Source organism: Ensifer adhaerens, assembly GCF_028993555.1.
Taxonomy (GTDB): Bacteria; Pseudomonadota; Alphaproteobacteria; order Rhizobiales; family Rhizobiaceae; genus Ensifer; species Ensifer adhaerens_I.
In genome coordinates this window covers 1977922-2001131 of the sequence record NZ_CP118610.1, presented here as the reverse complement: position 1 = coordinate 2001131, position 23210 = coordinate 1977922, and the positions used below count along the sequence as shown (strand labels likewise).

Annotated in this window: 20 protein-coding genes and 1 riboswitch; of the genes, 11 read left to right on the top strand and 9 right to left on the bottom strand. The window is 63.6% G+C overall.

Features of this window, described 5'->3' with window-relative positions; all coding sequences use genetic code 11:
* Positions 1-80 precede the first annotated feature (80 nt).
* Together PWG15_RS09715 and PWG15_RS09710 are read right to left on the bottom strand one after the other, a co-directional pair.
* Positions 81-1193, bottom strand: a complete 1113-nt coding sequence (locus PWG15_RS09715; RefSeq protein WP_275024212.1) for an NADH:flavin oxidoreductase — start codon at positions 1191-1193, stop codon at positions 81-83.
* Between the two features lies 1 nt (position 1194).
* Positions 1195-1587, bottom strand: a complete 393-nt coding sequence (locus PWG15_RS09710) for a RidA family protein (protein ID WP_275024211.1) — start codon at positions 1585-1587, stop codon at positions 1195-1197.
* Between the two features lie 126 nt (positions 1588-1713).
* Here PWG15_RS09710 and PWG15_RS09705 point away from each other — a divergent pair, with 126 nt between their 5' ends.
* Positions 1714-2637, top strand: a complete 924-nt coding sequence (locus PWG15_RS09705) for a LysR substrate-binding domain-containing protein (RefSeq protein WP_275024391.1) — start codon at positions 1714-1716, stop codon at positions 2635-2637.
* Positions 2638-2652: 15 nt separating this feature from the next.
* Here PWG15_RS09705 and PWG15_RS09700 read toward each other — a convergent pair whose 3' ends face one another.
* Positions 2653-2955, bottom strand: coding sequence for a hypothetical protein (locus PWG15_RS09700; protein ID WP_275024210.1), 303 nt, complete (start codon positions 2953-2955; stop codon positions 2653-2655).
* A 481-nt stretch (positions 2956-3436) separates the two neighbouring features.
* Between PWG15_RS09700 and PWG15_RS09695 the strand changes: the two genes are divergently transcribed.
* Positions 3437-5212: an SLC13 family permease gene (locus PWG15_RS09695; protein WP_275024209.1), complete on the top strand. Its 1776-nt coding sequence runs from the start codon at positions 3437-3439 to the stop codon at positions 5210-5212.
* Positions 5213-5280: 68 nt separating this feature from the next.
* On the opposite strand, the gene aspT (PWG15_RS09690) is transcribed toward PWG15_RS09695, so the two are convergent.
* The 4 genes from aspT (PWG15_RS09690) to PWG15_RS09675 form a co-directional block, all read right to left on the bottom strand.
* The gene (gene aspT / locus PWG15_RS09690) at positions 5281-6960 is read right to left on the bottom strand and encodes an aspartate-alanine antiporter (protein WP_275024208.1); all 1680 of its coding nucleotides are present in this window, start codon (positions 6958-6960) and stop codon (positions 5281-5283) included.
* 266 nt (positions 6961-7226) lie between these two features.
* A complete protein-coding gene (locus PWG15_RS09685) occupies positions 7227-8879 on the bottom strand; it encodes a bifunctional aspartate transaminase/aspartate 4-decarboxylase (RefSeq protein WP_275024207.1) in 1653 nt (550 codons plus the stop codon).
* Positions 8880-8945: 66 nt separating this feature from the next.
* Positions 8946-10634: an aspartate-alanine antiporter gene (gene aspT / locus PWG15_RS09680; protein WP_275024206.1), complete on the bottom strand. Its 1689-nt coding sequence runs from the start codon at positions 10632-10634 to the stop codon at positions 8946-8948.
* A 489-nt stretch (positions 10635-11123) separates the two neighbouring features.
* Complete coding sequence (locus tag PWG15_RS09675; protein WP_275024205.1) at positions 11124-11417, bottom strand: DUF1330 domain-containing protein; 294 nt, start codon at positions 11415-11417, stop codon at positions 11124-11126.
* A 215-nt stretch (positions 11418-11632) separates the two neighbouring features.
* A riboswitch (cobalamin riboswitch) is annotated at positions 11633-11848 on the top strand.
* A gap of 105 nt (positions 11849-11953) precedes the next feature.
* Between PWG15_RS09675 and PWG15_RS09670 the strand changes: the two genes are divergently transcribed.
* The 8 genes from PWG15_RS09670 (at position 11954) to PWG15_RS09635 (ending at position 21313) form a co-directional block, all read left to right on the top strand.
* Positions 11954-12367: a DUF1636 family protein gene (locus PWG15_RS09670; RefSeq protein ID WP_275024204.1), complete on the top strand. Its 414-nt coding sequence runs from the start codon at positions 11954-11956 to the stop codon at positions 12365-12367.
* A 22-nt stretch (positions 12368-12389) separates the two neighbouring features.
* Positions 12390-13196 (top strand): ABC transporter ATP-binding protein, encoded by an 807-nt coding sequence (locus PWG15_RS09665; RefSeq protein ID WP_275024203.1) that lies wholly within the window; start codon positions 12390-12392, stop codon positions 13194-13196.
* Positions 13193-14146, top strand: coding sequence for an ABC transporter substrate-binding protein (locus PWG15_RS09660; protein ID WP_275024202.1), 954 nt, complete (start codon positions 13193-13195; stop codon positions 14144-14146). Before PWG15_RS09665 ends, PWG15_RS09660 begins: the two co-directional genes overlap by 4 nt.
* Positions 14147-14149: 3 nt before the next feature.
* A complete protein-coding gene (locus PWG15_RS09655; RefSeq protein ID WP_275024201.1) occupies positions 14150-15217 on the top strand; it encodes a FecCD family ABC transporter permease in 1068 nt (355 codons plus the stop codon).
* A 228-nt stretch (positions 15218-15445) separates the two neighbouring features.
* Positions 15446-16006, top strand: coding sequence for a DUF924 family protein (locus PWG15_RS09650; RefSeq protein ID WP_275024200.1), 561 nt, complete (start codon positions 15446-15448; stop codon positions 16004-16006).
* A 126-nt stretch (positions 16007-16132) separates the two neighbouring features.
* On the top strand, positions 16133-18928 hold the full coding sequence (locus PWG15_RS09645; protein ID WP_275024199.1) for a mechanosensitive ion channel domain-containing protein: 2796 nt from the start codon (positions 16133-16135) through the stop codon (positions 18926-18928).
* 199 nt (positions 18929-19127) lie between these two features.
* Positions 19128-19406 (top strand): hypothetical protein, encoded by a 279-nt coding sequence (locus PWG15_RS09640; protein ID WP_275024198.1) that lies wholly within the window; start codon positions 19128-19130, stop codon positions 19404-19406.
* A gap of 356 nt (positions 19407-19762) precedes the next feature.
* The gene (locus PWG15_RS09635) at positions 19763-21313 is read left to right on the top strand and encodes a caspase family protein (protein WP_275024197.1); all 1551 of its coding nucleotides are present in this window, start codon (positions 19763-19765) and stop codon (positions 21311-21313) included.
* 61 nt (positions 21314-21374) lie between these two features.
* On the opposite strand, the gene PWG15_RS09630 is transcribed toward PWG15_RS09635, so the two are convergent.
* Both PWG15_RS09630 and PWG15_RS09625 read right to left on the bottom strand, forming a co-directional pair.
* Positions 21375-22124, bottom strand: a complete 750-nt coding sequence (locus PWG15_RS09630) for a hypothetical protein (RefSeq protein WP_275024196.1) — start codon at positions 22122-22124, stop codon at positions 21375-21377.
* 50 nt (positions 22125-22174) lie between these two features.
* On the bottom strand, positions 22175-22339 hold the full coding sequence (locus tag PWG15_RS09625) for a hypothetical protein (RefSeq protein ID WP_275024195.1): 165 nt from the start codon (positions 22337-22339) through the stop codon (positions 22175-22177).
* Between the two features lie 13 nt (positions 22340-22352).
* Here PWG15_RS09625 and PWG15_RS09620 point away from each other — a divergent pair, with 13 nt between their 5' ends.
* Positions 22353-23114: an MBL fold metallo-hydrolase gene (locus PWG15_RS09620; RefSeq protein ID WP_275024194.1), complete on the top strand. Its 762-nt coding sequence runs from the start codon at positions 22353-22355 to the stop codon at positions 23112-23114.
* Positions 23115-23210 lie beyond the last annotated feature (96 nt).

Below are 23210 nucleotides of genomic sequence, written 5' to 3'. Positions count from 1 at the left end.
TTCGGGTCTGCCACCCTTCGAGGGCGCAGCTATGAGTGACCGACGGGCGCCTTCTGAGCGCGCCCGTCGGTCCGTTTTTGTCAGAGGGTGAGTTCGCTATCCTTGATGTCGCGGATCGGTGCAAGGAACGGCAGGTCGAACGGGCGCAAATCGCTGCGTTCGGCTGTCAGTCGCGGCCAGTCGGGATTGACGAGCGCGCCGCGGCCAAGCGCGATCATGTCCGCTCCGGTTTCCATCACATCTTCGGCCCGCGCAAGATCATGCAGGCTGCCATTGGCGATGAGGAACAGGCGCGGCGCATGACGGCGGGCAAGTGCCATGAGCGAGGTGTCGCCACCCTCGAAGGCGGGCTGCCAGGCTTCGAACTCGGTCACGTGCACGAAATCGGCCGGGCTCTCGGCCAGCGTCTCGAACACACGCGCTGCCCCTGGTTCGCGCTCCACCCATTTGTGCCTGAAGTCGTTGACCTTACCCTGCGAGATGCGCAGGCCGAGCGGGACGCCGGGGCCGATTGCCGCGCGAACCGCCTTCAACACCTCGAGCGACAGGCCGAGCCGCTGAACGATATCTCCACCCCAGCGATCCGTGCGGCGATTGGAGAAGTCGGTGAAGAACTGGTCGAGCAGATAGCCGTTGGCGCCGTGGATCTCGATGCCGTCGAAGCCGGCGACCTCGATCGCCAGGCGAGCAGCATTGGCAAAGCCCTCGATCGCTTCGGCGATCTCGGCCTCGCTGATTTCGCGCGGCAGGGCATAGGGGCCGTCGCCATGGTAGCCGGTCATCTGGCTGCCCTTGGGGCGGACGGCCGAGGGGCCGATCGTATCGGGACGGTGCGGATTGCCCTGTGCCAGCGCCCCGCCATGCATGAGCTGTGCGAAGATGCGCCCGCCTTCGGCATGGACCGCGTCGACGATCTTTCGCCAGGCCTCGGCCTGTTCCCGGTCGGTCAGGCCCGGCTGGTCCTTATAGGTCTGGGAATAGGCCTTGTCGGTGTAGATGCCTTCGGTCGTGATCAGGCTGAAGCCGCCGCGGGCATAGCGTTCGTAGTAGCGCTGCATGCGTTCGCCAGGCACGCCTGCCGCCGAAGCGCTGATGCGGGTCATCGGCGCGACCGACAGGCGGTTGGCAAAATCAAGTCCCTTGAGGGTGGCGCCAGTGAAAACGGGAGATGGGAGGATTTGTGGTGCGTTCATGTCAGCGGCCTGCGTCGAGCGCGATCGCTTCGATCTCGATCAGCGCGTCCGGCGAGTAGAGCGAGGAGACCTCGATGATGCTGTCGGCGGGGTAGGGCGCGGAAAACCACTTGCGGCGCAGCTCGATGATCTTTTCGAAGTTCTTCATGGAGCGCAGGAAGATCGTCACCTTGACGATCTTGTCGAGCCCGGAGCCGGCTGCCTCGAGTGCCCGGTCGAGGTTGCGGAAGGCTTGCTCGGCCTGGCGATCGAAGTCGCCGACGCCGACGAGTTCGCCGTCGTCGCCGATCGCTGCCTGGCCTGAGACGAAGACGAAGCCGTTGGCCTTGATCGCCTGGGAAAGCAGGAAGGGCGCGTAGGGATCCGGCTTCGTGATGACCTGTTCGAGAGACATGCTTGGTCCTTTCATACGTGAGATTTTCTCAGCTCGGCGCTGTTGCCTTGCCTGTTGAAGCCAATATGTTTGGGATATAGCCGGCTGACAAAGAGTGATTTCTCAGCTGATAGATGAGTATACTTCATCCATGGAGACGTGATGAGAAAGTTGCCACCGCTCGGCGCCTTGCGGGTCTTCGAAGCGGCTGCCCGCCGCCTGAGCTTCAAGCATGCGGCGGAAGAGCTGAATGTTTCAGCGACCGCCGTCAGCCACCAGATCCGACAACTGGAAGAGATGCTGGAGGTCAAGCTCTTCGAGCGCGAGACGCGCCAGGTGCATCTGACGGCTGCCGGCAAGGCCCTGTTTCCGGTGCTGCGCGATGGTCTCGATCGCTTCGAGCAGGCGATTGCCGACGTGCGTCGCCAGCAGGGGGCCAAGGTGGCGCGGCTGACCTCCACCGTCGCCTTCGTCGCCAAGCGTCTGGCGCCGCTCGCCGGCTCGTTTCGCGAGGCTTATCCGGACTGGACGTTGCGGCTCGACGCTTCCAACCGGACGATCGACCTGGAGACGGATGCGGACGCGGCGATCCGTTTCGGTGGCGGGCACTACCCCGGCCTCATCACCGAGCCGCTGTTTGCCGATCGTTTCGCCCCGGTCTGCACGCCGCGGCTGGCGCCGGCAAGCGTGGCCGATCTCAAACGGGCAACACTCATTCACTTCGACTGGGGCCCATCACGTCGTAACGATCACCGCGCTCCCGTCTGGCGGCAATGGCTGGAACAAGCGGGCGCCTCCGATGTCGATGCGAGCGCGCGACTTTCCTTTACCGATGAAATCCACGCCGTCCAGGCGGCTGTTGCGGGGCAGGGCATCGCGCTCCTCAGCCTGACATTGGTGGCGCAAGAGCTTGCCTCGGGCATTCTCGTCCAGCCTTTCGAGCTGGCGCTCGATAGCGACCGCTACGATCTTGTCTATAGCCCGCGCATGGCCGACCGGCCGGCGACGCAGGTGTTGCGCGATTGGGTGGTCACGCAATTCGGCAGCCGCGATTGCCGGTCCGTCCCGTAACGCCCCGGCGTGCCGCTAGTCGTCGAAGTCGAATAAATCGTCCGGCTGCCAGCGCCGGCTGGTGAGACGCAAGGACCGATCCGGCTCGATGATGTAGGTTTCGTAGACCTTGCGGCCGTACTGGTCGATGAACTGGTGCGGCACGATGCTGCCGACAGGCGATTTCGTGAGCTTGGTGCGCGGCTGGCCGCCATAGGTGATGCTGCCGGGGATCGGTGCGAGGTTCGACGAATAGCCGTAGTAGCTGGAGCCGCCGCCGCTTGCGGTACAGCCGCTGAGAAGCAGAACGACGGAGAGGGCGGCAAGGGCGTGTTTCATGTCGGCGATCCTCGTTTACGGGTACGCTTGGCTCTCGGCGCTGCAGCCGGATTTCTTAATCATCGGACGGACAGCGGCACGTGCTGCAACACTTTGATCTATTGTACAATTTCCTGATGTAAATCCAAGGGCTCGTAATTGGTGAGGCAAGCCTTGCGCTTGCACCGAACAAGCCTGGGCGACGTGGCGGACGAAGCAGGACGGTCCGCTTGCACCGGCAGCAAAACGGCGGCGTCGTTGTTCCAACACCCTTTGCCAAAGTGTAGGGCGGCAACGGTGTTTCCGGGTCGGCACCGTCGCGGCGGGGCCTTGGCGCGCGCCGGAGAATTTCGCGTTCGTACCCAGATTTGTCGCGCTGTCGAATTCCGGAGCAGGGAAAGATGCGTTACTTCTCTCGTGAACGTTCCGGCGGATCATGCGTTTCGGCTTCGTGCCCTCCGCATGTCTCCGTCCGTCCCTTCCTGTCCAAACCGGGTATTGCATGACCGCCGAACAGTCTCTCGCGTTTCTCGTCATCGGCGCCATGATGGCGTTCTTCATCTGGGGGCGGTTTCGGTACGATGTGATTGCCTGTTCGGCGCTGATGCTGGCGGTGGCCGTCGGCATCGTGCCTTTCGATCATGCCTTCGATGGTTTCAGCGACGATATCGTCATCATCGTCGGCAGCGCGCTGATCGTCAGCGCCGGCGTTGCGCGCTCCGGCGTGGTGGATGCAGCGATCCAGAGGTTTCTGCCCAATATCTCTTCGGTTCGGGCGCAGCTTGCGCTGCTGGTCATCACGGTGACGGTGCTTTCCGCCTTCATCAAGAACATCGGGGCGCTCGCGATCATGCTGCCGGTCGCCTTCCAGTTTGCCCGGCGCTCCAATGTCCAGCCCTCTACCTTTCTGATGCCGATGGCCTTCGGCTCGCTGATCGGCGGGCTGATGACCCAGGTCGGGACGTCGCCGAACATCGTCGTGTCGCGCGTCCGCCAGGAGCTGACCGGCGAGAGTTTTACGATGTTCGACTTCACGCCCGTCGGTGCGACGCTGGCGCTGGTCGGCTGCATCTTCCTGCTCTTTGCCTATAAGCTCGTGCCGCAGCGCACCAGCCAGCAGGTTTCCGTGCACCAGGCAATCGAGATCACCGACTACACGTCCGAGGCGGTGGTCGCTGCCGGTTCGCCGGCGATCGGCAAGCCGCTCAGCAATCTGGTCAAGCTCGGTGACGGCGGTGCCGTCGTCATCGGCGTCTTTCGCCGCGGCATGCACCTGGCGCCGCTGCCCGATGTCACGCTCGAGGCCGAGGATATCCTGTTGCTCGAGGGCGGGCCGGCGGCACTGGATCGCATCGTTTCCCAAGCCAGGCTCAAGATTGCCGGCGACCGCGCGCCCCATGGACGCGACAAGCCGGGATCCGAGATCGAGGCGGTGGAGGCCGTCGTCGGCAGCGGTTCGCCACTCGACGGCATGTCGGCCCAGCGCCTGGCGCTGTTCAACACCCACAACATCAACCTGCTTGCCGTCAGCCGGCAGGGCGAGAGACTGAAGCAGCGGCTCGGCAGCATTCGTCTGCGCGCCGGCGATATTGTCGTGCTGCAGGGCTCGCGGCAGGAGTTGACCTCCTTTCTCCAGGATTTCGGCTGTCTTCCTCTCGCCCAGCGCGAGATCCTGCTCGGCACCACCCGCAAGGCGCCGTTACCGCTTCTGGTTCTCGCCGCGGCGATGGGATCGACGGCCGTTGGCCTCGTTCCCGTGCCGATCGCCTTTTTTGCGGCCGCCCTTGCGATGGTGGTGCTGCGCATCATCCCGCTGCGCGATTTCTACCGCTCCGTCGACGGGCCGATCCTGGTGATGCTCGCCGCATTGATCCCGGTCAGCGATTCCCTGCGAACGACAGGGGGAACGGAGGTCATCGCAGGGTGGCTCGGCAGCGTCGCTGCCGGCTTGCCACCTGCCGGCGCGCTGACGCTGATCCTGCTCGCCGCAATGGCGGTGACGCCGTTCCTCAATAATGCCGCCACCGTGCTGGTCATGGCGCCGATTGCCGCGAGCTTTGCCGGCGCGCTCGGCTACAAGCCCGAGGCCTTCCTGATGGCGGTCGCGATCGGTGCCGGCTGCGACTTCCTCACGCCGATCGGTCACCAGTGCAACACGCTGGTGATGGGGCCGGGCGGCTACAGGTTCAGCGACTACCCGCGCCTCGGCCTGCCGCTGTCGCTGGTGATCGTCATCGTCAGTATTCCGACGCTGATGCTGGTGTGGCCGTTGCGTTAGTATCCAGACCTGATGTCAGGCACCGCATGGCCCAGCAAAGGGACATGCTGACGCCGGCGGTTGAGACGCTACCCGAGAACGGTAACGAGCACCGCACCCCAGAGTGCCAGGAGCACATTGCCGATCGCATAGCCGAGGCCATAACCCAATGTCGGGACCTTGCTTCCCGCCGCCTCCTGCACGGCGGCGAGCGCGGGTGCCGAGGTGCCGGCGCCGCAGCAGGTGCCGGCGAGCACGCCTTCGTTCATGCGGAAGACCCAGCGGCCGAGCGCGAGCGCGGCCAAGTGCGAAATCACGCAGATCAGCGCACTGGCGATGACCAGTGCCGGGCCGGACTGGACGAGACCGGCGACGAAACTCGGGCCGGCCGAAATGCCGACACAGGCGATGAAGGCGCAGAGCCCGACGCTGTCGAAGAACCAGAGGGTCGCTTCCGGCACGAAGCCGAAGGTGCGCCGGACCGAGCGCAGCCAGCCTGCGACGAGACCCGCAATCAGCACGCCGACGGCAACGCCAAGCCCGATCTCCAGCGCGCCGAGTTTCAGCGCGGGAATACCGATCAGGCCGCCGAGAAAGATGAAGACGCCGACAAAGACCATGTCGGTTGCCGTCGTCTCGCGGTCGGCATAGCCGAGCCGCGCTGCGGCGTCCTCGACATGGCGGCGCGCGCCGGCAATCGACATGACGTCGCCGCGGCGCACCGTCAGACCGGGAAAGATCGGGATCGGCTGGCCGGCGCGCAGGAGACCGCGCAGGAAGACCGAGCGTGCCTCGGGCTGCTGCCTGAGTTGCCACAGGCGTTTGCCGGCCACTTCCTTGTTGGTGACGACCACATCGAGGGTCTCGACAGGGATATCGAGAAGCTCGCGGTCGTCGATCTCGGTGCCGATCCGGCTGGAATATTCGACGAGGAAACCGCGAAGGCCTGCAACGGCTATGATGTCACCCGCCTGCAGACGCTCCTTGCCCGTGGGTGTGATGATCTTGCTGCCCCTGCGGATCTGCTCGATATAGGCCTTCTGGTTTTCAGGAACCCTCGCTTCCGCTTCCGCAACCGTAAGGCCGACCAGGTTGTCTGCGATCTCAAAGGCACGCGCTTCGATCTCGCGGCGGGCGGTGTCACCGTTGTTTTGCGGGGTGATGTTGAGTTCGGCTTCGAGTTCGGCGCAGGCCTCCTTCAGGCTGCGGCCGAACATCCGGGGAGCCAGTTGCGACTGCACGAGAATGGCGCTGACGACACCGACGAGGTAGGCGACGGCAAAACCGGTCGCCACGGCGGATTCGAACTGGTTGGCCGCTTCGGGCGACGGTGCCGTCTTGCGGAAGGTGTCGATGGCGACGCCGACGGTCGCCGATTCCGTCGCTCCGCCTGCCAGCACGCCGGCCGCCGTTCCGAGATCGAAAGCAAAGAGCATCGAGAGAATGATCGCGACGCCGAGGGCGACGACGCAAAGCGTCACGGTGACGGCGATCTGGGGCAGGGCATCGGCATTCAGGCTCTGGAAGAATTGCGGGCCGGTGCGGTAGCCGATGGCGAAAAGGAACAGCAGGAAGAACGCCCGCTTCACGTCGTTGGACAACACGGCACCGGTCTGGCCGATCAGCACGCCTGCCAGAAGGCAGCCGGTGACGGCGCCGATGGTCACTCCGAAGATGGTGATCTTGCCGATGGCGTAGCCGATGCCGAGCGCGAGAAACAGGGCAAGCTCCGGATGCGCTCTGAGGATGCCGAACAGCTGATCGATCACGCCGCTTTACTCCCAACTCCAGCCGAAGGGGCGCCTTCGGCCTGACAATACGCTGCTACTCGCCGGTAGAATTCCGCCGGGAGATCTGGGTGGCTGGACAAAAGGACGTCTGCTCTCGCCCTCCTGCACGTTTCCCTTGATCGTGGTCGACCGAAGGGCAAAAACATGCAGCAATTCAAAGTGCTACAGCGACATTTGCGCGTCGAACAAGACGCGCGGCGCTGCAAGGGGGAGGCGGCCGGGGGTCTGCCGGCCACCTCGATCGGCTAGCTGATCTTCAGGCCCTTGGCCGCCTGGTAGGTCTGGACGTAGCCGCGCGCGACAGAGCGCACGGCGCGACCGATCTGCGAATAGGCGTCGTCATTGAGGTTGGCGAAGGAGACGCGCGCCGACCAGCTTGGTGCATCGAAGCCCGAACCGTTGAGGAGCACGATGCCGTGGTCCTCGGCGAGCCGGAAGGGAATGTCGAGCGGATGGATGTTGTCCTTCACCCATTCGACGACATCCTCGCCGACATATTTGCGCAGCCAGAACTCGAAATCGATGATGCCGTAATAGTGGTCGAAATAGATGCCCGGGTTGGACTCGACGCCCATGCCCTCGATGAGGTTCCAGAACCGCTTCGTGCAGATGGCGATGCAGGCCTTCTGGTAGAGCTTCTCGACATCCATCAGCTCGACCAGGCTGAACAGCGACATCATCACCTGTTGCGGCAGCGACAAGCCGGCGGTGTGGTTCAGTGCCACGTCACGGCTGTCGGCAACGATGCGTTCGATGAACTTCACGTCCCGCGGCTTCGGCGTCATCGCCTTGTAGCGCTTTTCCAGGACCTTCTGGATCGGCTCCGGATGCGCCTTGATCTTCTCGTCGAAGATATTGTCCTGCGCCACCGCGACCACGCCGAGGCGCCAGCCGGTGCAGCCGAAATACTTCGAATAGGAATAGACGCCGATCGTGTTGCGCGGCAGATGGCCGAGCAGCGACTGGAAGCCGGGAACGAAGGTGCCGTAGACGTCGTCGGTCAAAACGATCAGGTCAGGGCGCTTTTTGTTGACGAGATCGACGAGGCGCTTGATCGAATCCGGATCCATCGCAACGGCGGACGGGTTGCCGGGGTTGACCAGGAACAGCGCCTTCACCTTGGGGTTTTCCAGCGCCTTGATGTCCTCGTCGGTGAACTGGAAGCGGTCCTCCTGTTCGGCGCTGACATTGATGGTCTTGAGGTCGTAGTCCTCCAGCTCCGGCATTTCGAGATAGGGCGTGAAGATCGGCGTGCCGAGCGCGATCGTGTCGCCGGCGTTGAGCAGGCGCGCGTTCTTCAAGGCTTTGAAGATGTAGCACATGGCGGCGGTGCCACCTTCGACAGGGTATAGGTCGAACTTCGCCTTCGGCCGGTGGCCGGCGCACATCGCCCACATCAGATACTCATGGGTGATGATCTCGTTGTGGTGCAGCGCGCGGTCCGGAACCGGATAGTTGTCGCCGATGATCGAGTCCGTCAGTTCGTGGAGGAAACCATCAGGATCGAAGCCGAAGGTCTTGATGGCGTAGGCGACGGCATCGCCGAGCGTCTTGGCCGCCGGCACGCCTTCGTCTTCTTCGTCCACGTTTTCCGTATTCTGCAACTGTTTCTTGATCCACTTCTGGAAGCGCGCATGGGCGCCGTCCTTTGGCGGCATGCCGGCCACACCTGCCTTGGGATCATAATAGGCGCGCTTGGCTTCCGTCAGCGCGAACTGGCCGAGCAGGAAGAAGGCTTCACGGGCGCGTGTCGCCGTCCAGTTGGGGTTGCCGCGGCCGGCGTTGAGGAAGGCCCTGGCGGATTTCTGCGAGCTCGTCCTGGCGAGCTTGATCAGTTCGTCCTTGATTTCGAACGGGCTGAGATCGGAAATGCTGTCGTAGAATTTTCTGTCCAACATGATCCACACTCCCTGTGATCTTATGAACTTGGAACAATGTGCAAGCCTTGGTTCTGCGTGCCCGCCTCAGGCGAGCATTATGACGATGACGAGGCCGAAGATGGTCAGCAGCGTGTTGCCGATGGCGTAGGGCATGCCGTAGCCGAGGGCAGGAACCTTGCTCTTGGCCGCCTCCTGGATCATGCCGAGCGCTGCCGTCGTCGTTCTGACGCCGGCGCAGGCGCCAAACAGGATCGCCGGGTGGAATTTGAAGACGTAGTGGCCGAGGAGCACCGAGGCGATCATCGGGATGGAGGTGGCGACAACACCCCAGATGAACAGCGAAATGCCGACTTCCTGCAGGCCTGCGACAAAGCCCGGGCCGGCGCCGATGCCGACGACGGCGATGAAGATGTTGAGGCCGAGCGTATTCATCAGCCAGAGGGCCGGCGAGGGGATGCGGCCGAAGGCGGGATAGGTGGTGCGCAGCCAGCCGAGCACGAGACCGGCCAGAAGCGCGCCACCCGACGTCGAAAGGCCGATCGGGATGCCGCCGATCGTCAGCGTCAGGGCGCCGATCATCGCGCCGATGAAGAGCCCCCAGCCGAGGAAGGCGATGTCGGTGGTTTCGACCGGGCGATCGGCAAAGCCGAGCGCCTTGATCGCCGCTTCGACGTGCCTCTTGGCGCCGCCGATGGTAACAATATCGCCGCGTTCGACGGTGGTGCCGGGAAGGACCGGGATTTCGACCAGCGAGCGCACGATCTTGCGGGCATAGACGCCGCGCGCCCAGTCCATGGTGCTCACTTCGGCGAGCGTCTGGCCGGCAAGCGCCTTGCTGGTGACGTAGACGTCGACCACTTCGGCTTCCGCATTCAGGAGCTCCTTGTCCTCGACCTCGATGAGCTTGCTGTCGAGGTTTTCGACGAGCACGGCACGCCGGCCCGAAAAGGCAACGACGTCACCTGGCTGCAGCACGGTGTTGCCGTCGGCTTCGATGATCTGGTCGCCGCGACGCAGACGTTCGACAAAGACACGGATGCCGGGAAGGATGTCCTTGACCGGCTTGCCGGTCAGCCCGCTTGCCTGATCGACGCGATAGGCGCGAAGGCCGAAGTCGTGATAGGCGCGGGTAATCCCCGGTTCGCTGCTCTCGGTGCCGCCGCCGAGCTTGGCCTCATATTCCTTGCAGGCGGCCGGCAGATCGATGCCGAGAAGTTTCGGGCCGAGCTGCGCCAGAATGATCGCGGAGCCGATCGTGCCCCAGATATAGGTCACCGCATAGGCGATCGGGATCTGGTCGGCGAAGGTCTTGGCCTGCTCCGGCGTCAACCCGAGCGAATTGATCTGGTCGGTCGCAACGCCGATTGCAGCGGAAATCGTCTGCGATCCCGCGTACATGCCGGCGCCATAGCCGAGCGGCAGCCCGGCGATCAGCGCGCAGAGATAGGGAACGATGAGGCACAGCACGAGGACGGAGAGCGCAAAGGCGATCTGTTTTGGTCCGTCGGTGCTGAGGCCCCGCACGAATTGCGGGCCGACACCGTAGCCGACGGCAAACAGGAAGATGAGGAACAGGGTGGATTTCAGGTCACCGGAAACCTGGATGCCCAGCTGCCCGATGAGGACGCCCGCCAGAAGCGTGGCGGTGACATTCCCGAGATTGAACCCCGCGACCTTGATCGGGCCGATCAGGAAACCGATGCCAAGGGCGAGGAAGACGGCGACGGGCGGATAGGTCCGAAGCGTGTCGACGAAGAAGTCAATTGGATTCACTGCCATCCCCTGTAGAGAGTTGAACTGCCATCACTTCATTTCGGGACTTGCGCGGCTAAGTTGATTTTATCGCTGGCTTGTCGATGCCCAATCCTAGCTTTCGCCATTGTCGCTTCGGCCGCTGATTTTCTCAACGGACATAGGGTTACGTGAGCGTAACGTACGTTAAACGTGCCGGATTTCGGGCGCAGCGCGGGCCGAGGAGGGGCGCTTCGGCGTCGGTCTGCAAGTGTCGGCCCGCTCGGTCGGCCGATCGGCGTGGGAAGGCAGCTTCGGGAGGACGACGGGCTTCGGTTACAATCGACGCGCGGCCGCGTCACTGCAAATTTCGCCGGCTACTCAACTCTGGCTTAGCTATGCTGTTGTCCTGACGAAACGCCCCATGTCGATGAATCCGGAGCACATGCCCCGGCAGTGGCTTCATCCGCGTGCTGCGAAGCTTGAAGTGACTGGGAAGGCCGGCGATTGCGGCCAGTCTTGCGCTCCGCTTCAGATGGCGACGCCTTCGAGTGCTATGATCCGTGTCTTGGCACAGCGCTCACGGATCGCCTTCAGGCGCTGGTATTCTGGCGATTGGTACCAGGAGAGCAAGGCCTGCATGTCCGGGAACTCGATGATGACGAGCCGGTGCGGTTCCCAGTCGCCTTCAAGCACATGGGTTGCGCCACCGCGGCCGAGATAGCGCCCGCCAAAGCGGACCTCCGTAGCTGGCACCTCTCTTCTGTATTCCTCGAAGGCCGCTGCATCTGCGATATCGACATCCGCGATCAAATAGGCCGCCATGGCAGAGCTCCTTTCCGCGCAAGCCAAAGATCAAGGATACGCCGTTCGTGCCCCGCGTGCGACGCCCTTGCGCCGTCGAGAGCAGTTGAACGGCTGTGCATCATTTTCAAGTTGATCTTTGTAATGTTATTTTATAACAAATCCGCATGACGAAACGCCGCATGTTGATAGATCCCGAGCGCAAGCCCCCAGCGGTTGTTTCATCCGCCGATTCATGCGAGGAAGGACGCGATGGTGCTGCGTCCGCGACAATGCGGAGGCGGCTGAAAAGGGAACACGGAACGGACGACCCTGACGGGACCGAAACCGTGGCTGCCCCCGCAACTGTGAGCGGACAGCGCATTCACACCATGTCACTGGCAACACGCCGGGAAGACGTGAATGCGCCGCGACCCGCGAGCCAGGAGACCTGCCATCGAACCGATCAACCACAACGGACGGGGTGTTCCGATGGAAAAGAACTGGCTTTCGCACGACGGTCATCCGTCATCCTGCCGCTTCGCCATCTCTTGCCGTCAGTCCGGCGGAGAGAGAAAATGGCCGAGCCGATTTCCCGACAGCACAAGATAACGGTCTGCACCGATTGCCGCTTCACCGGCGGCCCCTGCCTGCCGGGTGCCGAGCTGATAAAGCGTCTCAACCGCAGCATCGCCGCGCTCGGCGAGCCGCTCGACCGCGATTTCTCGATTGCCGGCACGGTCTGCATGGCGGCATGCACCCGACCCTGCACCGTCGCCTTCCAGGCAACGGGCAAGGCGACCTATCTCTTCGGCGATATCGCCCCGGAAGAAGATATCGACGATCTCGTCCGCTTTGCCGCCGCCTATGCGAAGCGCGGCGACGGCATGACGCGTGCTGCCGAGCGGCCGCGCGGTCTCAAGGGCAAGACACTTGCCCGCATTCCGGCTGCCATGCTCGTCTCCGAAGACGTTGCGGGCCACTTCCAATGAGATTGCGGGGAGGAATGAGATCATGACCTGCACCGCAACAGGAGCGGCCCTTCGTGTCGAGGGGCTTTGCTGGGGGCCGCGACCGGGGCTGAAACTCGTCGAAGACATGGACTTCGCGATCGAGGCGGGCAGCCGGCTTGCGATCCTCGGGCCGAATGGGGCCGGCAAGACCTCGCTGCTGCGCTGCCTCTACCGCGCGGTGCAGCCGAATGCGGGCCGCATCGAGGTCAACGGCGTCGACCTGTGGTCGATCTCGGCGCGCGAAGCGGCAAAGACGATTGCCGTCGTGCTGCAGGAAATGCCCGGCGATTTTCCCTTCAGCGTGCGCGACGTGGTGATGATGGGGCGCATTCCGCGGCGGGAAGGGCTCAACGGCTGGACGGACACGGACCGCGAGCGGGTGCAGCACGCGCTTGCCCATCTCGATCTCGTTCATCTCGCCGGTCGCCAGTTCGCCACACTTTCGGGCGGCGAGAAGCAGCGGGTGCTGATTGCCCGGGCGCTTGCCCAGGAGCCGCGCATCATCATCCTCGATGAGCCGACCAATCATCTCGACATTCGCCACCAGCTCGAAATCCTCGAGCTCTTGCAGACGCTGAAGCTGACGATCGTCTCGACACTGCACGACATCAATCTCGCCGCCGAATTCGCCACCGACGTGGCGATCGTGACGGCGGGGCGCCTCACCGCCTTTGGCACACCCGATGAGGTGCTGAGCCCGCGGGCGCTTTCCTCCGCCTTCGGCGTCACCGCCACCGCCCACAGCACCGCCATCGTCGGCAGTGCGCGTTTTTCGTTTTCACTTCCGCGACAGGGATCCATTTCATGAAGATCAACATTGCCTCCTCTGCCTTGCTGCTTCTCATCGCCACGGCGACGCCGGCGCTCGCCTATCCGGTCACCGTCAAGAGCTGCAACCGCGAGGTGACCTTCGATGCCGCGCCGAAGCGGGCGATCGCCAACGACGTCAATCTGGTCGAGATGATGCTGGCGCTGAAGCTGCAGGACCGCATGGTCGGCTACACCGGCGTATCCGGCTGGAAGACGCTGGACGAAAGATTGCGCGAGGGCGTGAAGGAACTGCCGGAGCTTTCGGAAAAATATCCGACCAAGGAAGTTTTGCTCAACGCCGACGCCGACTTCTTCTTCGCCGGCTGGAACTACGGCATGAAGGTCGGCGGCGAGGTGACGCCCGAGACGCTGGCGCCGTTCAAGATCGGCGTCTACGAACTCACCGAATCCTGCATCCACGTGATGGCCAGGGAGAAGCCGACGATGGACGACATGTTCGTCGATCTGCTCAATCTCGGCCGCATCTTCGGCGTCGAGGATCGGGCGCAAGCGCTGGTCGATGGTTACCGCGCCCAGCTCGCCGAAATCACCAAGGTTTCGGCGAGCCAGGAGAAGCCGACCCGCGTTTTCGTCTATGATTCCGGCGAGGAAAAGCCCTTCACGTCAGGGCGCTTCGGCATTCCGACGGCGATGATCGAGGCTGCCGGCGGCGCCAACATCATGGACGACGTCGACAAGAGCTGGGTGGAAGTCTCCTGGGAGCCGGTGATCGATCGCAATCCGGAAGTGGTGGTCATCGTCAACTACGGCGAGGTGAAGGCCGAGGACAAGATCGCCTTCATGAAGAACAATCCGGCCTTCGCCAATATCGATGCGGTGAAGAACGATCGCTTCGTGGTGCTCGATTATGTCGAGGCGACACCGGGGCCGCGCAACATCGACGCCATTGCCCGGCTCGCCAAGGTCTTTCACGGCGAAGGCCTGTAAGCGATGCTGGCCGAGGATACGTCGCCTGGTTCCGCTGCCGTTTCGCGGGTGGTTCCCGTACGGGCGATCCGCGGCGGGGTCGGGGTGTTGGCAGCGCTGCTGCTCCTTCTCCTGACCGTGACTGCGGCCGTGTCGCTCGGCTCGGCGCCGATCCCGGTGACGACCGTCTGGTCGATCGTCGCCAGCAAGCTCGCGCCCGGCAGCGTCGAGGCCTTCTGGTCGGCGGGCCGCGAAAGCATCGTCTGGGACGTGCGCCTGCCGCGGGTCATGCTGGCGGGGCTCGTCGGCGCCGGATTGGCGCTGACGGGCGCGGTGCTGCAGTCGGTGACGCGCAATCCGCTCGCCGATCCGCATCTGCTCGGCGTCTCCTCGGGCGGCGCGCTCGGGGCGATTGTCGCGCTGCTTCACACCGGAATGATCCTCGGTCTTCTCACGGTGCCGCTCTTTGCCTTTGGCGGCGCGCTGCTCGCAACCGTGCTGGTCGCCTTCGTGTCCCGCGTGCTCGGTACCAGTGCCGATCGCCTGGTGCTTGCCGGCGTCGCCGTCGCCTTCGTGCTGACGTCGATCGGCAATCTCATGATCTTCCTGGGGGATCCGCGGGCGACCCACACGGTGATCTTCTGGATGCTCGGCGGCCTTGGCCTGGCACAATGGCCGCATCTCATCTATCCGGCGCTGGTGCTGTCAGCCTCGCTCGGCTGGCTGGTCATCCGATCGCGCGAGATCAACGCGCTTGCCATGGGTGACGAGACGGCGATGACGCTCGGCATTCCCGTGCGTCGTTTCCGTCTGACGCTCTTCGTCGTCACCGCGCTTTTGACCGGGGTGATGGTGGCCTTTTCCGGCGCGATCGGCTTCGTCGGGCTGATGGTGCCGCATTTCGTGCGGCTTTTCGCCGGCAGCGACAATGTCCGGGTCATCCCGCTCTCGGCTTTCTTTGGCGCCTTGACGCTGATCATGGCCGACCTCGTGGCCCGCGTCATCATGGCACCGGAGGACATGCCGATCGGCGTCGTCACCGGCATTGTCGGCGGCATCGCCTTTGTTGCCATCCTCACGCGGCGCGCGTAAGGCGTGTATCGACATCGGGCATGCATGGACATGGGCCGGCCCGCGCCTATGTCTTACTGCATGTTTCCTTTGATGGTAGCCGATTGAAGGACAAAACATGCAGCAATTCAAAGTGCTACAGCGACCTTTGCGCGTCTGATAGGACGCGCGGCGCTGTAGCGCATGCATGGCTGCCGATCAGGCCTCGAAAGGGGGCAGGACCGGCGGAAGAGCGGCACGAGGGACCACATGATGAGCGAAGTTGAAATCTGCACGCCGGACGACGTTTTGAACTTCTGGTTCGGCGAGCTCACCTATGATGACTGGTTCACGATGAGCCACGAACTGGATCAGGCCTGCATTCGGCGTTTCCAGGCGTCGCACCTGACGCTTGCCCGTGGGGTCAGCGAGATCTGGCGCGCAACGCCTGAGAACCGGCTGGCGGCGATCATCCTGCTCGACCAGATGCCGCGCAACATGTATCGCGGCACGCCGCTTGCGTTTGCGACCGATTGCCTGGCGCTGCACGAGGCGAAGCTCGCCGTCGGCATTGGCGCCGATATGGCGATCAGGCGTGAAGCGCGGGCCTTCGTCTATCTGCCGTTCGAGCATTCGGAAAACCTGACCGACCAGACCATGTCGGTGAAGCTTTTTACCGAACTCGGCGATGCCGACTATCTCAACTATGCCATCCGCCACCGCGAGGTGATTGAAGAGTTCGGCCGCTTCCCGCATCGAAATGCGTTCCTGGCGCGCGTCTCGACGGACGCCGAGCTTGCCTATCTGGCACAGCCCGGAGCCGGTTTCTGACGAAAAATCCGGCATTGGAAGCTAATTTGCGGCCTGTTTTGCATCTTTCCGCCGTCTTTCGTATTCACATCGCATTGTGACGACCGCTGACGCGATTCCGCACCACGGTCTCAACCTGCAAGGATCATGAAATTGCGTTCTGTCGGAAAATTGCCTGCCATTCTCGTCTGCCTGCTGGCGCTCGCCGCCGCCGGTCCGGTCATGGCGCAAAAGGCAACGCAACCGGCACAAGCCACAACTCAGAACGCAGCCGAGCCGACGCAGAAGGCGCAACCGGCTCAATCGGGCCAGACCGCAACGCAACCGGCCGGCAAGGCAGCGGCACCCGCTGAGGGTGGTGCGCAGCCCGCTGGCAACGGTGCGACACCAGCCGCTGGTACCCAGCCAGCCGCGACGGCGGCTCAGCCGGCGCAGACGGCAACACCGCCGGCTGAAGAGGCAGTGCCGGCGGATGCCACACCGCCGGCGCAGAGCCAGGCGGCCGAGCAGCTTGCCAAGGCTGGCGAAGAACTGAAAGGGCTGACCGACCGCGTCGAAAAGGCGAAGGACGACGACATCGTGCTTGCCGACCTCAAGGTTCAGGTCGATGCACTCGCCAAGCAGATCATCGGCGTTTCGGTTTCGACCCGTCCGCGCCTCGACGAAATCAAGGCGCGCCTCACCGAACTTGGCGATCCGCCCGCCGAGGGGCAGCCGCCCGAGGCCGACATTGTAACGGCCGAGCGCAAACGACTGATGGCCGAGCGCGGCGCCATCAATGCGCTGACCGGCGAGGCCGAGGGTCTCTCGATCCAGGCGACGAAGCTTTCCAACACCATTACCGCGACAAGGCGCGCGCTGTTTTCCAACACGCTCTTGAAGAACACCGAAGTCTCGACCGGCATGTTCGACGACGCGCTGACGGCGACGGCGGACGAAACCCGCGTGCTTTCGCGCAGTGTCGGCAGCTGGCTGAGCTTTGCCTGGAACTACAAGCGCGTGCCGCTCCTGACGGCGCTGTTCCTGTCGCTGCTGGCGGCGCTCGTGTTCCTTTCCGGCAGCCGCAGGCTGTTTCGCCCGCTGATCGAGCATGACATTACCGATGAGGAGCCGAGCTATTTCCGGCGGCTCTCGGTTGCCTTCTGGTCGACGCTGATCCCGACGATCGCCTCGGCGGCCTTTGCGATTTCAAGCTTCCTGTTCCTGCGTGGCTTCAACGTGCTGCGCTCCGACATCGCACCGATCATTGCCATCACGCTCGGGGTGGCCGTTGTGGTGTTCTTCGTGACGAGGCTCGCCCAGGCGGTATTGTCGCCGCGCGATGCGCGCTGGCGGCTCGTCAGGGTTTCCGATCGCGGCGCCAGGATGCTGATGATCGCGATCTTCGCCATGGCGCTGGTCAACGGTCTTGACTACCTGTTCGGCGGCGTCAGCGAGGCGCTCGGCTCGCCGGTGGTCCTCACCGTCGTCAAGAGCTACATCGCCTCCATCGTCATCGGCCTCATCATCATGGCGTCGGCCTGGATCAAGCCGACACTCAGGAAGGACGAGTCCTTCGATGCTCATGGCCATGCCTGGCCGCGGGTGGTGTCCTTCGCGCTGCTTGCGACCGGCGCCCTGCTGATCATCGCAGCCGTTTCCGGCTATGTCGGTCTCGCGCGCTTCATCGCCACGCAGATCATCATCACCGGCGCGATCGTGGTGACGATGTACATCGGGATTCTCACCGGCCGAGCCGTTGCCAAGCAGGGTGCGTTCGCCGAGACGGCCGCCGGGCGCTATCTCGAGCGGCGCTACAATCTGGAACAGGTGGCGCTCGACCAGATCGGTCTTGCCGCGGGCCTCAGCATCTATGCGCTGGTCGTGATGGTCTTCATCCCGCTGATCCTCTTGCAGTGGGGCTTCCAGGTCGCCGACATCGAGTCCTGGGCTTACCGGATGGTGACCGAGATCCGGATCGGCTCGATCACCATTTCACTCGTCGGCATTCTCGCGGGCATCCTGTTCTTTGCGCTCGGCTATGTCGTCACCCGCTTCGTCCAGCGCTGGATCGACGGCAACATCATGGCGCGCAGCCGCGTCGATGCCGGCGTGCGCAACTCGATCCGCACCGGCATCGGCTATACCGGCGTCGGCCTTGCGGGCCTCATCGGCCTGTCGGCGGCGGGCATCGATTTGTCCAACCTCGCGCTCGTCGCCGGTGCCCTCTCACTCGGCGTCGGTTTCGGTCTGCAGAACATCGTCTCGAATTTCGTCTCGGGCCTGATCCTGCTTGTCGAGCGACCGTTCAAGGTGGGCGACTGGATCGTCAGTGGCACGACGGAAGGTTTCGTCAAGCGCATCTCGGTCCGTGCAACCGAGATCGAGACCTTCCAGCACCAGTCGATCATGATGCCGAACTCGCTGCTCATCAACGCCTCGGTCGGCAACTGGACGCATCGCAACAAGCTCGGCCGCTCCGAAATCGCCGTCACCGTTACCTATGCCAGCGAGCCGCGTCGGATCATGGAACTGCTGTCCGAGATTGCCGCCGCGCATCCGATGGTGCTGAAGAACCCGTCGCCGACCGTCGGCTTCACCGCCTTTGGCGACGAGCGCATGACCTTCGAGCTCCGGATTTATGTCGCTGACGTGCTCACCGGCGGCGGCGTGCGCAACGACCTGCGCGTGTCGATCTACGAGCGTTTCCGCGACGAGGGCATCGGCGCCCCGTTCCCGGTCAAGATCGAGGACGTACCGGTCGAGGACCAGACGGGCATCGAGAGCCATCATCCGGAACAAGTTGGCGAACCGAAGGGTGCCACGTCGGCCGAGGCAAGAGCGTCCGCCAAGGCTGACGTTTCGGAGAAGAAGACGTCCGCGGCACCGCTTAACGAGGAGCGCGATCTCGAGGAAGCGGGCAAGCGCCGGACGGCCAGCCGCAGGTCGAGCCCAGACCGCTGACACCGGAGACCGCTGACAACCCAAACCGCTGATAAACGGAGCATTCAGCGCCCATTCAGCCAGGCTGCCATAAAAAGCATGCAATTCTCCTGGTGACCGATTACGTTGTCATCGGCTGAAGAGGTGGCCGGCGCAGCGTCGCGAAACCGACGGGGCGGCCGGCTCGACGAGAGGGCGGCGCCCTGTGCGCCGATGGGCAATGAAGAAATTTGTAATTGCTTTGCTTTCCGGCGTCATGGTGACCGGCGTATTGGTGGCTGAGGCAGCCTCCGCCGCGACCGTCACCAACAAGGATAGCGAGACCGCCGTCCTGGTCGTCGTGGAAGGCGAGAGCCGCATGGAAGTGGCGATTGCATCCGGAGCAACGGAAATGATCTGCCCGAGCGGCTGTTTCGTGACCGCGCCGAGCGGCGACCGCATCGGCCTGCAGGGCGACGAGAATGTCGAGATCGTCAACGGCAATGTCGTGGTGAAGTAGCCGGAAAACCGGTCACTGAAGGGCGCGGACCTCTTCCGCGCCCCTGGAGCGCGGTTCGTTCAGAGGACCGCACAGAAGACGCTCTGGCTCTCGGAATCGAGAGCAGCTTTCCCCTTTCGGTGTTTCCATTTGCGAGCAGGGTGCCTTCGCACCCTCCGCTAGTCACGGCGCGCTAATCCCATTGGATGGCGAATGAACCGGCACTCCCGTCCGTCACTACGACGAGAGACAGGGGGCTGGCGAAGGCCTTTGCCACCCCTTTGAAGCGCATTGACACGACCCATGCCCGGTAGCACGCTCGGCTGTTCGGCCAGCGTCGATCGCCACGGTCGTTCGCGCATTGCCGGAGGGGAACCATGCCATTCCTTCGCACCGCCTTGGCCGTTCTGTTGGTGTTTTGCGCCTCGCAGGCCCTTGCCGAGAAGCGCGTGGCGCTGGTCATCGGCAACTCCGCCTATCAGCACGTGGCAACGCTACCCAATCCCGGCAACGACGCTGCCGACATGGCGGCGAAGCTCGGAGGGCTCGGCTTCGAGGTGGTGATTGGTGTCGATCTCGACCTCTCGGGCGTGCGGCGCGTATTGCGCGATTTCGTCGGCCGGCTCGATGGCGCCGATCTGGCGCTGTTCTTCTATGCCGGCCACGGTCTTCAGGTGGATGGCGAAAACTATCTTGCCCCCGTCGACGCCAGGCTCGCTTCCCATGTCGATCTCGATTTCGAGGCGGTGCCGATGAACCTGATCCTGTCGGCAATGGAAAGGAGCACGCGGGTCAATGTTGTGCTGCTCGATGCCTGCCGCGACAATCCGCTCGCGGTCAATCTCGCCCGCTCCATGGGCACGCGCTCGGCGTCCGTTGGCCGCGGCCTTGCCAAGGTCGGCACCGGCATCGGCACGCTGATCGCCTTTGCCACCCAGCCTGGCAATGTCGCGCTCGATGGCAGCGGGCGCAATTCGCCCTTTACCTCGGCGCTTCTCAAGCATCTCGGCGAGCCGGGCCGCGACATCACCCGCGAGCTGATCGAGGTCCGCCGCGACGTTCTGGCGGCAACCGGCGGCAAGCAGGTGCCCTGGGACAATTCCTCGCTGACCGGCGAGGTGGTGCTGAAGCCTGCCGATGGCAGCCAGCCGGCCGCCGCCCAGGAGCCGGCGACAAATCAGGCCGCCGAGCTTGCCTATTGGGAAACGATCAAGGATGCGACGGACCGCGATCTGTTCGATGCCTATCTGCAGCAATATCCCGATGGGGCCTTCGCTTCGCTTGCGCGGGCCAAGATCCGCATCATCGAGCGGGTCTCTGCTCCCGGGGGCGTGACCGACGTGCCGGCCGGCCAGCTCGTGGCGGCGGTTGACCTGGCGGCAGCCGCAGCGAGTACCGACGATCGCGCGCTGACCCGATCGATCCAGCAGCAGCTGAACCGGCTCGGCTGCCAGGCGGGCAGCGAGGATGGGCTGTGGGGCTCAGGCAGCCGCAAGGCGCTCGAAGCATTCGCCAGGCACAGCAAGGTGGAGCTTGCGACGCTCGAACCTTCCAGCGACGTGCTCGAGCGCCTGAAGGCCGAGAAGGCGCGGATATGCCCGCTTTCCTGCGCGCGAAACCAGGAGGCAAAGGACGGTCGCTGCGTGACGATCCGGCGCGAGGCGAAGCTGCCCGAGCCGAGCGAAACCCAGGGAACCGCCAAGATACCGGCGAAGAACACCGGCACCCGAGCGATCAGCCCGCCCGCCGAGCTGCCGAAAAAGAACTATGCCAATTGCCCTGCAAATGCGGACGTCGCCTTCCGGCAGATGTTTACTCGCGGCTCGGGCCGCGGCCGCACGACGATTGCCGCAACCCACGCCTGCGGCCGCGCGTTTGCCTGTCACCGGGCGGCAAGGGGGCAGCCATGGGATTGCGGCTGGCGGTGAGGGGCAAGGACGATGGAGCCGGGTTAGGAAGGCGGAGTGCGGATTGACCAACGCTAGGGCTTCATTCGCGCTGGCTCACGCCCTCTGCGCCGGCCTTCGCTTGAACCGCGTCTGCCGATGCGCTTGATTGATTGCGATTGCTCCATACGAAATAGATGGAGGCAGCGAAAAACAACGCCAGCGGCAGCATCGGATAGAGCGTGACGTGCTCCATATAGATGAGTGCCCTCACGAGGGACCAGAGCACAATCAGTCCGTGGAATCCCAGCGCCAGCAGCCAGATCTGGCAAACGACAATGCCGAGGCCCATCGCCGTCAGAAAGACGAGCAGGGAATGCCAGAGGACGTAGGCGACGGCATGGTGGCCCGTGCGCGGCTTGCGCGCTGCAGGCAGCTGGCTGAGCGTGGCGAGCGCGATCACGGCGCCGATCATCGCATGTGGCATGAGCGTCTTGCCCAGAAGGCCGGCAGCGAAATCGGTGGAGCGAAGTGCGCCTGTGGCAATGCTGACGGGGAAGTTGGCGAGCGCCAGGAGCGCAATGCAGACACCGATCGCGGCGGGCATGCCAAGCGCTTTGGCGCGCGCGGCCGAGATTTTCGCCAGCCACGCCGCAAGAATAATATAGGCCGCGGGTATCGCCCAGGCGGCAAGCATGACCACGAGCGCAGTGGTTTCCGCTTCGCCGGACGCGCCGAGAAGGCGGGCGAAGGTCGGCGCGACAAAAGAGAAGGCCGCAATGGCGCCCGCGAACAGTCCAACGGCCGTTCCCCATGCCCGCGCGTAACGTGTGCCGCTATTGGTCCCTTCCACGTCGGAAACTCCACGGAGTTGATGGTAGCGGCTATCCTTCATGGGCGAAGTTAAGAACGGCCTTCAAACAGTGGTTGCGGTTTGATTACTTTTTCATTCCGTCGCATGTCGCGCGCATACTGGCTGACGACGAGCGACGCGGGCGCGATTTCAGGGCTTGATTTCATCGCGGGTTGCGCAAGGATCGCCGCAAAGGTCAATGCCGGTTCCGGCAAGGGAGGACTCGCCATGAAACTCCAGCTTATCCGCAACGCCACGCTCAAGCTCGACTATGCCGGCCACACCGTGCTCATCGATCCCTTTCTCGGTCCGAAGGACAGCCTGCCGTCCTTTGCCGGACGCTCACCCAATCCGACGGTCGAGCTGCCGGTCGATATCGATACGATCCTCGCCGGCGTCGAACTCGTGATCATCTCGCATCTGCATGAGGATCACTTTGACGACACCGCCAAGGAGCGCGTGCCGAAGGGCCTGCCGATCTTCTGCCAGCCGGGCGACGAGCAGGCGATCCGCGCCGCCGGCTTCCGTGACGTCACGCCGCTGATGGACGAGGCTCGTTGGCAGGGGCTGAAGCTGACCCGGCGCGACGGCAGCCACGGGCTTGGCCCCGTCGTCCAGGACATGGGGCCGGTCATCGGCTTTACTCTCGAGGCGAAGGGCGAACCGTCGGTCTACTGGGCCGGCGACACGGTCTTCTATCCGGCGATCGAGAACACGATCCGTGAAACGAAGCCGGACATCATCGTCACCCATTCCTGCGGCGCGAAATGGAGTGGCGATCTCATCGTCATGGATGCCGAGCAGACGATCAAGGTTTGCGAGACGGCGAAGAACAGCGTCGTCATTGCAACGCACATGGAGGCGCTGGATCACGCGACGGTCAGCCGGAGCGAGCTCAGGGCAGCAGCCGATGCCCATGGCATACCCCTGACGAAGCTGGTGATCCCCGCTGACGGCGACGTGCTGACGCTGATACCGCCGGTGGTCTAAGCAACTCCAGGGTTTTCCGTCCGGAATTGCGGTCGTTTCAGGCAATTCCAGGAAAAGTGTGAAGCGGTTTTCCGTCCGGAATTGCGGCAATCCAGA